6 protein-coding genes are annotated in these 9,713 nt (G+C 35.0%); 2 read left to right on the plus strand and 4 right to left on the minus strand.

Annotation, left to right across the window (positions count from 1 at the left end):
• Together RsY01_RS06100 and RsY01_RS06105 are read right to left on the minus strand one after the other, a co-directional pair.
• The gene (locus tag RsY01_RS06100) at positions 1 to 1,827 is read right to left on the minus strand and encodes a BglG family transcription antiterminator (protein WP_094784657.1); all 1,827 of its coding nucleotides are present in this window, start codon (positions 1,825 to 1,827) and stop codon (positions 1 to 3) included.
• Between the two features lie 168 nt (positions 1,828 to 1,995).
• Positions 1,996 to 3,918, minus strand: coding sequence for a fructose-1,6-bisphosphatase (locus RsY01_RS06105; RefSeq protein ID WP_094784658.1), 1,923 nt, complete (start codon positions 3,916 to 3,918; stop codon positions 1,996 to 1,998).
• A 120-nt stretch (positions 3,919 to 4,038) separates the two neighbouring features.
• Between RsY01_RS06105 and RsY01_RS06110 the strand changes: the two genes are divergently transcribed.
• Complete coding sequence (locus RsY01_RS06110; RefSeq protein ID WP_094784659.1) at positions 4,039 to 6,312, plus strand: NB-ARC domain-containing protein; 2,274 nt, start codon at positions 4,039 to 4,041, stop codon at positions 6,310 to 6,312.
• On the opposite strand, the gene RsY01_RS06115 is transcribed toward RsY01_RS06110, so the two are convergent.
• Positions 6,275 to 7,315, minus strand: coding sequence for a D-alanine--D-alanine ligase family protein (locus RsY01_RS06115; RefSeq protein WP_094784660.1), 1,041 nt, complete (start codon positions 7,313 to 7,315; stop codon positions 6,275 to 6,277). The two genes, RsY01_RS06110 and RsY01_RS06115, sit on opposite strands and share 38 nt — an antisense overlap.
• A gap of 99 nt (positions 7,316 to 7,414) precedes the next feature.
• Here RsY01_RS06115 and RsY01_RS06120 point away from each other — a divergent pair, with 99 nt between their 5' ends.
• A complete protein-coding gene (locus RsY01_RS06120; RefSeq protein ID WP_094784661.1) occupies positions 7,415 to 8,305 on the plus strand; it encodes a tyrosine-type recombinase/integrase in 891 nt (296 codons plus the stop codon).
• 121 nt (positions 8,306 to 8,426) lie between these two features.
• Here RsY01_RS06120 and RsY01_RS06125 read toward each other — a convergent pair.
• Positions 8,427 to 9,713, minus strand: a 1,287-nt coding sequence (locus RsY01_RS06125; RefSeq protein WP_133063192.1) for a DUF7927 domain-containing protein, incomplete at its 5' end; no start/stop codon positions are given.

Genomic DNA, 9,713 nt, shown 5'->3' on the forward strand with positions numbered 1-9,713 from the left:
TTATTCCTCACCTTCTTGAATTAATGTGACAATTTCTTCTGTCGTTTCGGCTTCTAAAAGCCGTTGCACTGCTGTTTTATCCGTTAATATCTTCGTCAAACTGCTCAAAGCACGCAAGTGTGTGTCATTGTCAACGGCTGCTAAGCAGATAAAAATACGAATCGGATGTTTTTCATCGTCTAAGAGATAAACAGGTTCCGAAAACTTCAATAAAGACATCGCTAAGTTTTTGACGCCATCTTCTGGTCGGGCATGCGGTAAAGCAATCCCAAAACCGAGATGGATAAAGGGACCAAAATCGAGCACCTTTTGAATCATCGCATCTAAATAGCGTGGTTCTATCGCATCATTTTCGACAAGTGGCGCGCCAGCCAAGCGAATCGCCTCTTGCCAAGTTGGCGCTGGCGTCTCATGGTTAAAGCGGATTTTATCGGGTGTTAATAATTCTGAAAGCATTGGGGATTCATCACCTTTCTTTTTTAACTGCTTCATCATTTTTTTAGTGACTAATTTTTTGATTTTCTCCTGCGTCACCCCCTCTTTTAAAGTCACATAGGGTAAAATGGTTGCCAATATATCGGTGACCGATGGGACAACCACGCTAGGCAATAGCAACTCTCGCTGTACCTTTCGCAATAATTCAACCTTATCAACCATACTCAAAATAGGTGGTATGATATAAAGTGGTTTTTGTGTGACCAGCGCAACACTCGAAAAGATCAAATCATAATCGTCTAGAGGGATAAGGTCTAATTCGAAGAAAGATTTTGCTTCAATAAAATCAATCATTGGAAAGAGCGTTGCTAACTCTGAACGCATAATCAACGAACTGCTCATCCCACTCGGACAAACGACCAAGGCTCTGTATCGCTTATCTTCTGGACGTTCTGTTAGATTAGCAATCTCACCCCCAAATAGTATGGTGAAATAGCCCACCTCACTCTCTGGTAACTTCTCGCCAAGCAAATCTTCTAAGGTTCTCAAACTGTATTGTGTGAGTTGAAAGAGATGATTGTACTGTTTTTGAATTTGTTCAATCAAAACATTTTGAATGGTAAATTTTCCCAAAATCCGAAAATATGCCGGCACGAGATGTGCATAAATATGGTCAACGACACTGGTAAATGCTTTAAATTCAATGCCAGTCAGATGCTCAACTTTTCGACAAATCTCGTAAGAACAGTCGTAGAGAAATTCAGTCCCATATTCCCGAACTTTGGCTTGAATCATGCCCATCAAAACCATTGAAAAATAACTTGTTTCAGCTTTCGGCTCTATAATGGTCGGAAAACAATTCACTAGCTCGCCCACTTTTTGCTTGATGATTAAAGGTTCTAGCATACCGATTTCCTTATCAGTCAGCACAATCGGATGGCTGCTTGAACGAATAATCACAAAGGCTAAGAAGTAGATGGTTTCCTCTAATCTACTCGGAACGACGGTTAAACGATGGCTTTCTAAAAATTGTCGAATATCTGTCATCACGCGTAAATGAAAGTCATCCGAAAATTGATTTAAAAGGTTCACCATCAATGCTTTAGTGGCAGGTTGACAAAGTAAGGCAAGAATACTCTTTTGAACGAGTTGCCGAATCCGTCTTTCATCACCATAAAAACGGTAACCAGCTTGTCGACTGTACTTGAAGACAAGACCATTTTCTTGGGCAGATTTCTGTATTTTTTTAATGTCTGTTAAAACAGTTCCTCGAGAAACCAACAGGGCATCTTGTAAATGGTAAACAGAAATGTCTTCTAATTCAGCTGAAATCATCAGAATTGCCAGAGCTTGTCGGTCATTTTCAGTCAAATTGATTGCTTGCCTTATCATCCTTTATCTCCTCCTCACACTTTAATTGTAAATGACACCGCTTTCAAAGTAAAGTAACATTGAGTTCAAATTGCTTGTCTAAAATTTGGATTGACTGTACTCAGTATTAATTTAAGTTTAATATCTCCAGACTAAAAAAAGCAAGCTATACACTTACTTCTCTTGCTGTTACGGCATATAAGCCATCAAGTCTGTCAAATCCCCAATGTCAGCTCGTATTTTATCGCCAATGGTTGTGTCTTTAATCAAGCGACGTTTGGGCTTTTCTTCTAAGAAATATTTTAAGGACTCGTTGCCCTTGCCTTTTGCCAAAATTTCTTCAATAGATGTAAAGGGCGCGTGGGTCACGATTTTAAAACCGTAGGAGTCATTTAAGAGGGAATAGCCTGCGATGCCTGTCGTTTTCTGATAGGCTTTACTCATCCCGCCATCTATCACCATGAGTTTCCCGTTGGCTTTGATAGGACTTTCGCCACTGGCGACCTTGACCGGTGTATGCCCATTAATCACAACGGATTGTGGGTCATTCAAGCCAAACTCTGCCAAGATCATCTCGATGATTTCTGGTTTTTCTCGATAAGCAAAGTAAGGATTTTCTCCCTCCTTATGTGTGCTTTTATCTGCGATAAAATAACGTTCAAATGTTGTCATCGCCGAACGCCCAAATAGAGGGGAACATTTGCCTGCCCAAGCATACCACATCAGGTCAGTCGAGTAATCATCATAAATTTCAGTATGGCGAATGCCACGCCTAATGTGCGCCTCAAATTGATCAAGTAAGGCACGGCCAGAATAGAGATGACCGCCAATCCTCATCGCTAAAAAAGTGCCATCCTTTTTCAGAGGAATGCAACCATGGTACAACAAATGACGATTGTAAACGAGATAGGATGAGCCTTTTTCGACTAGAAACTGCATGTGGCGTTGGAATTTTTCAGATTTCTGTAGAGACGACAAAATCGCTGCCATGACGTAGGCTTCGCTTTCGGTCAACTCATTTGGATGAGCCTGCGAGACGGTTTGAAAACACGTGTTTTCAAGTGGATATTCCTTATCATTTAAGGTAATGGTTTTGTGCGCAAAGTCAATCTGCTCTAATAAATTACGGTCTGCCATTTCAAACTCAGGTCGGCGCGCGATGATTTGACCTTCTAGCTTGAACTGAATCATGGTCAAAGCCTGATGGACTTTGGTCAAACGCGTTTGATTTTCGACACCTAGCAAGTCATCATCAGGACGTGCTGTCGGCTTAAAAGCTGGATTCAGTTCGTAATGTTCTTCAGCAAATAAAAATAATGGTCGCAGGTTCAGGGAATAAGCTGTCTCTAATTCATAGAGGTAATTATATTTAACCGCAATTCGAAGTAGCGTCGCAAGGCTCGCCATGTTCCCAGCATAAGCCCCCATCCACAGCACATCATGATTGCCCCACTGGAAATCCACGTTATGAAATTGAATCAGGCGATCCATCACCTTATCCGCACCCGCACCCCGATCAAAGACATCCCCAACCACATGCAAATGGTCCACCGTCAACTGCTGAAGCGTCATACACAAACTGCGAATAAACTTGTCCGCCTGATTCAGCTCAATCAACCGCTTAATAATCTGCTGATAATAGTCCGCTTTTTCAGACTGATTCGCCTCAATACTCAGCATTAATTCTTCCGTAAAATAGCGGAAATCTGCATTAACCGCCTTACGAACCTTAGAACGAGAGTATTTGGTGCCCAGATAACGGAGCAACTTAATCAGACGATGAATCGTCCGACTTGACCAGTCGTTGGCAGCCTCCAAATCTTTTGGCTTACGTTGTAACATATCCGTCGGATATGCAATCAGCATAGCCAGACACTCCATTTCTTCCGGCTCCTCATCACTAAATAGCTCATCAATTTTTTCCTTGATATTTCCAGCACCTGTTCGAATAATATGGTTAAATGCCTTATATTCTGCATGAATATCACTAATATAAAGCTCTGTTCCTTTTGGCAAGTTAAGAATGGCTTCCAAGTTAATCAGCTCACTTGCGACTTTGTCCTTGGTTTCATACTTTTCAGCTAATAATGACAGATATTTGTTTTCTTGCATGCTTGCCTGCTTTCTGGATGTGATTTGATAGGTCTATTATAGCATGGAATGATGAGATTTACTGACTTGTTTTTTGAACTAAAATAACCTCCAAATAATATTCGATTATTTGGAGGTTTTATGGAAAAGTTTGAGTATTGGGATCAAGATATAACAGACTTCATAAAAAATAATTGTAGAAAGTACTTAAGTAATATTTCCAAACATAATAACAAAATTTTATTAATATATGGAGAGAATAATAGTGGTAAGAATACACTGGTAAATCATATTTGTAAAAAATATTTAAAGAATGATGTGCAACTAATTAGATATGAAAATCACGAAATTGTAGTCGAAAAATATCCGTTTGAGCTTCAGGAAAACATTCATATTCATGAACTATTGCCTGATTTTTCATTATCTACAGAAGGAATTCAGCCAAGTGCTGGGATTACTTTACCTATAACTAAATTATATAAGTACTTCTCAAATAAAAAGTTGAATAATGTTTTGTATTTTAAGGATGTCGAACAAGAAAATAACATTGATATACATACTATTAAAACAATTTTGAAAGATATCCCCGGTAAATCTATTGTTATTATAACGACATCTGATAAACAGATTTTTGATGATTTTATAGAAGAGGATATTATTGCTAGATTTTGTATACCCAAAATTAAAAAGGATAGTAAAGATTTTCAAAATTATGAAACATCTATATTGAGAGAATTAAAAAAATTATCAAATGAAGACTATAAAAAAATCATTGATTTATCTCATGGAAATTATGGGAATATCAAATTATTGCTTAATCACGATATAATATCTTTTATTGAACAAATCTACAGTTCAAAGCAAGAAACGGTAGATAACGAAAATGAAAAAAATAAACAAAAATTAATTCTATCTATTTTTTTATTGAGTAATTTTTTAAGTGAGGAAGCTCTAGAAGATATTTTTTCAGATACTGATTATGACTATATTTCAGAATTTGAAAAGTTAATTGAAAGTAGTATTATAGATAAACAGTACAAATTTAATGATTTAATATGGAACTCACGAGAAGGGTTTATAAAAAATTTCTATAACAAAAGAACTAGGCGTGATATTGCATTGAAACTTGAGTATTATTTAAAATTAAATTATCCAGAAAACTACTCTCTTCGAGCAAAAATATTAAAAGGTATTGACAATAGAAAATACAAAAGTTTAGTTCGTATTTCAAATCTTAGAAATCCTAAAAACCTTACTGAATCAGAAGACAAATTTATAGAATTTATTACCGATATAGAAAAAAATGAACATGATTATATAATGTTTAATAAATCAGAATTGACTTTATTGGAATTGGCGGAGTTTCAGATTCATTTTTTTAATTGTATTACAAAAAGTAGCTCAAGAAATTATGAATTAATTCATTTTATAATTATGGAGTTATTTAACACCTATGAAAAAATGATAAACCTAAAAGAAATAGAATTAGCTATTAGAGTAGGAATCGTTGTATCTATCGGAGCCATTAATTACAACGTTTCTAGCAAGTTAGATATGGCAAAAAAAGTTTATCTAGAAATAACTGATTTGATAGATAAAAAAATTGTCCAAAAGAATAATTATTATATATCATACTCTATCTTTTGTAAAATTATATGTGCTGGTTTTATACCTTATCAAGAAGCTTATTATACTTTATATGGTCTTATTAATGATTTGAAAACAGAACGATTTCGTTCTTCAAATATTAATCTAGAGAGAATATTTCCTATTGCACTTGGTAATTTTCTAGGGGTTAGCATGTACTTGGAAAATGAGAACATGCTGAATGCTAAGGGGGTATACGATAATAGCTTTGATATACTTGATAATTTCAAATTTAAGAAATTTAAACTTAAAAATAACGCACTTCTTATCACTCTATTTTTGAGCAATAATATCCGTGATGATATATTTAAGGTGTTAAGTGAATTTAATAAGATAAATAATACAGAAATAAATCAAGCATTCAAAATTAATTATGCTGGATTACTCTTTTATAAAGAAGAATCTCCAATAAAATCTTTGCATATACTAGAAAAGATACTAAATCAAGATGAAGGAAAAGATGATTTTTATCAATTCTATTGTAATTACAATATCTGTATCATAAAAATAAAGTTAGGTAAAATTACTGAGGCAATTGAAATCTCAAAAGATTTAAAGACCCCTACTATATTTTCAGATAATACAGTAAAAAAAATAATTGAAAAAAGAATAGAATTTTTAAAAAATTACTTACTAGACAATTCGAATAAACATAATTGGTCAGAATTTCAAATACAATCCAATGACTATTTTAATAAATTTGAGGGAATTTTTTCTCAGGCTTGGTCATTTACAGACATTCAGTATTGGAATGATGTGCTCCAATAATTAGACTTAATAAATCGGGGTGTGAAAAATCTTGTTGTTCCATCAAAAAATTGAATGATGAGTGCTCAGTAAGATAAGGAGTAGTTGCAATATCGAAACAATAAAAATTGTTTTTGAAGTCAACCCTAAAGTCAACCCTGCCGTAATCTTTAAGCTCAGTAAGTTTTGCAATACGAACTGCCTCTGCAATAATAGCGTCACACAAAACAGGATTATCAATTTCATCCTCAAAATCATAAAATTCATATTTTGTATCATACATTTCTTCTTCGAGAATTCCAGACTTAAAGAATATCTCACCATTTTTCTGTATACCACAAATTCCTAGTGATAAAAACACTCCATTATATTGTATTAAAGGAACTTCTATTTCATAGCCTTGAATATATTGTTGAATAATATCTTGAGGCTTTAACTGTTTTTTTTCAATCAGTTCTAAGACTGTACTACTAGACAGATTAGTTAATGAACTACTCATTCCTCTACTTGCGGATCCTTTTTCTGGTTTGATGAGAAAGGTAATTGAGGCATCCGCATACTTTCTAGCATCAAATTCTGAGGGAAATTTTGTGATAAGAGAACTATGGATTATTTTTTGAAAATGAAACTTATGGCGACAAAGATTCATAGTATAGACACTAGAACCTATATATTCCAAATTCATGAAGTCTGCCATACTTGTAACGAGTGATTTTTTATTGTTATCTCCCCCTTGTCGAGACAAATTCCATATTAATAGGTTAGAGGGTAAATCGTTATTAAGAGTATTTTGGATATATTCTAATTCATTTGGGAACGTAAATAGTCTAGCATTTTTTCTAAACAATGCATCAAATATTTCGCCAATTTCTTTGTTAGAGAAAAAGTCACTATCTTCTTGAGAAAAATCTATCTTATTTGTAAAACCTACGGCGTTATAAATTATTGCCAGCTCCTTATCTTTCAAAGTTTCTTCTCCAATACAGCAGATGTTGTTTAATGTTTTTCTAGATAACTTTTCCATAAAACCTCCAAATAATCGAATATTATTGTATGATTATTATTATAACACTTTTTACACATTATTTATATCAAAAAAATAACAAAGGATTCTAACTTATCTATGGAAAACATTATTCATTCTTTTATTCACACTAAAAAACTTGAAAATCTTTCTCTGTCCACCTTGAAAGCATATCGTGCTGATTTATCAAGATTCGCTTTATATTGTAAAAAGTATGATTTTCAAATGGAATCTGGTATCACACAGTATCTCAAACATTTGGAAAAAACGACTAGCTACCGCCCAAATACCAAAAGCAGAAAGTTAGTGACTATCAAATTGTTTTACAATTACTTGATCGATAACAAACTCAGCCACCATTTTCCCCTACCACAGGTTAAAATTAGAAAAGAAAAACGCCTCCCCAAGACGCTGACCAGCTCTGAAGTGAGAAAACTTTTCTCAACTGTCTCCATCATTCCAAAGTCAAAGCCCAAGATACGGGATCAAATCAGAGATTTTGCCATTTTAAACATCTTGATCAGCCTTGGACTTAGAATTTGTGAAATTCGAAATTTAAACGTAGATGATTACAATGTCAAAGACGGACAGCTCATCATTTTTGGAAAAAATCGAAAGGAACGGATATTATTTTTAACTAATATGCAAGATAAGGCGATGATGAAAAAATATCTTGCCACCAGGCTGCACTACTCCCCTCTTCCTGGTGAAACAGCTTTATTTCTAAATAAATATGGCCAACGTCTCTCGATTTATGGGATAGAAAATATTTATTACAAATATCGTGATGCTTCAAATATTAATCCTAAATCAACACCGCATCACCTTAGACACAGCTTTGCTACAGAACTTTTGAACAATGGTGCCAATCTCAGAGATATTCAGGAGCTCTTAGGACATGCCAGCATCACAACCACTGAAATCTATGTCGAAGTTTCATCAACTCGGAAAAGGAAGGTGTTGTCCAAATTTGGGATCAAAAAATATTGAAAACACTATAACCTTACTAGATTCAAGAAAAATTTAAGACAATAAAATATCTTTAAAATTATATAAAAAATACCCTCGTCATTTGATTTGACAAAGGTATTTTTGATGCTTAAATCAGTACTTAGATGTCACTGCTGATTTTTTTACGATAGATATACATCGCGATTATGATACAAATCGCTCCTAATGCAACAAGCTCGAGATGACTTATTTCACCTGTTTTAGGCATACCATCGTCAGTATTTGGTATGTCACGTGGTGTCGGTGGCACAACAATCGGCACTTCCGGATATTGTGGCGGAATACCGGGTACTTTGACAACAGCAATATTCTTCACTTCTCCTTTTGCCTTATTGGTAACCTTGACTTGGAAAATGAGTTTCACTAGCTCACCACCCTTTAGATTATCAATTTTTGCTGTGATTGTTTGACCATTAACCTTGACATCACCTTTGGCGCCTTCTAATTTCACACTTGCTGTATCTAACTCCAGAACAGCGGGAACCTCATCGGTAATCATCACATCTTTTAATACACTGTCTTTATTACCTGTATTTTTAGCAGTTATTTCATAGGTTAAAACATCTCCTACTTGTACTGTTTTTCCTCCAATATCAGTGCCGTCTTTGTTAAAGACTTGTTTAGAAGATTCAAGCTTACCTACTGGATTTTCTACAACAGGTGGTGGTGGTGTGTTACCTGATACAAGCATCGCATTACTTACTTTTCCTTTTTCGTTTGCCTTATCTGTGACTTGGGCTTGGAATGTAAGTTTGGCACTTTCTCCCCCTTTTAAGGTGACTTTAGCAGAAATCTTTTGATTAACGACTTCAAAAGTACCATTTGTGCCACCTATGAGCGAAATTGAGTTTTTATCCAATAAAAGTGTATCTTCGACATCATCACCAAATTCGTAATCGACAAGCTCGGATTTTGCATCACCGATATTTTTTACAGTCAATTCATAAGTTAAGAAATCTCCAACCTTGACACTTTCTCCATCAATTTTCTTTCCCGTGCTATCAAAGACATGCTTTTCTGCCTCTGCTTTTGGTACTGGATTTTCTACGACAGGTGGTGGTGGTGTGTTACCTGATACAAGCATCGCATTACTTACTTTTCCTTTTTCGTTTGCCTTATCTGTGACTTGGGCTTGGAATGTAAGTTTGGCACTTTCTCCCCCTTTTAAGGTGACTTTAGCAGAAATCTTTTGATTAACGACTTCAAAAGTACCATTTGTGCCACCTATGAGCGAAATTGAGTTTTTATCCAATAAAAGTGTATCTTCGACATCATCACCAAATTCGTAATCGACAAGCTCGGATTTTGCATCACCGATATTTTTTACAGTCAATTCATAAGTTAAGACATCTCCAACCTTGACACTTTCTCCATCAATTTTCTTTCC

It is taken from the genome of Pseudolactococcus reticulitermitis (genome assembly GCF_002260845.1).
In the GTDB taxonomy this organism is placed as follows: Bacteria; Bacillota; Bacilli; order Lactobacillales; family Streptococcaceae; genus Pseudolactococcus; species Pseudolactococcus reticulitermitis.

Bases quoted from the DNA above. Each gene is read 5' to 3' on its own strand.
- RsY01_RS06100 (WP_094784657.1), bottom strand. From the start codon at position 1,827: ATGATAAGGCAAGCAATCAATTTGACTGAAAATGACCGACAAGCTCTG.
- RsY01_RS06105 (WP_094784658.1), bottom strand. From the start codon at position 3,918: ATGCAAGAAAACAAATATCTGTCATTATTAGCTGAAAAGTATGAAACC.
- RsY01_RS06110 (WP_094784659.1), top strand. From the start codon at position 4,039: ATGGAAAAGTTTGAGTATTGGGATCAAGATATAACAGACTTCATAAAA.
- RsY01_RS06115 (WP_094784660.1), bottom strand. From the start codon at position 7,315: ATGGAAAAGTTATCTAGAAAAACATTAAACAACATCTGCTGTATTGGA.
- RsY01_RS06120 (WP_094784661.1), top strand. From the start codon at position 7,415: ATGGAAAACATTATTCATTCTTTTATTCACACTAAAAAACTTGAAAAT.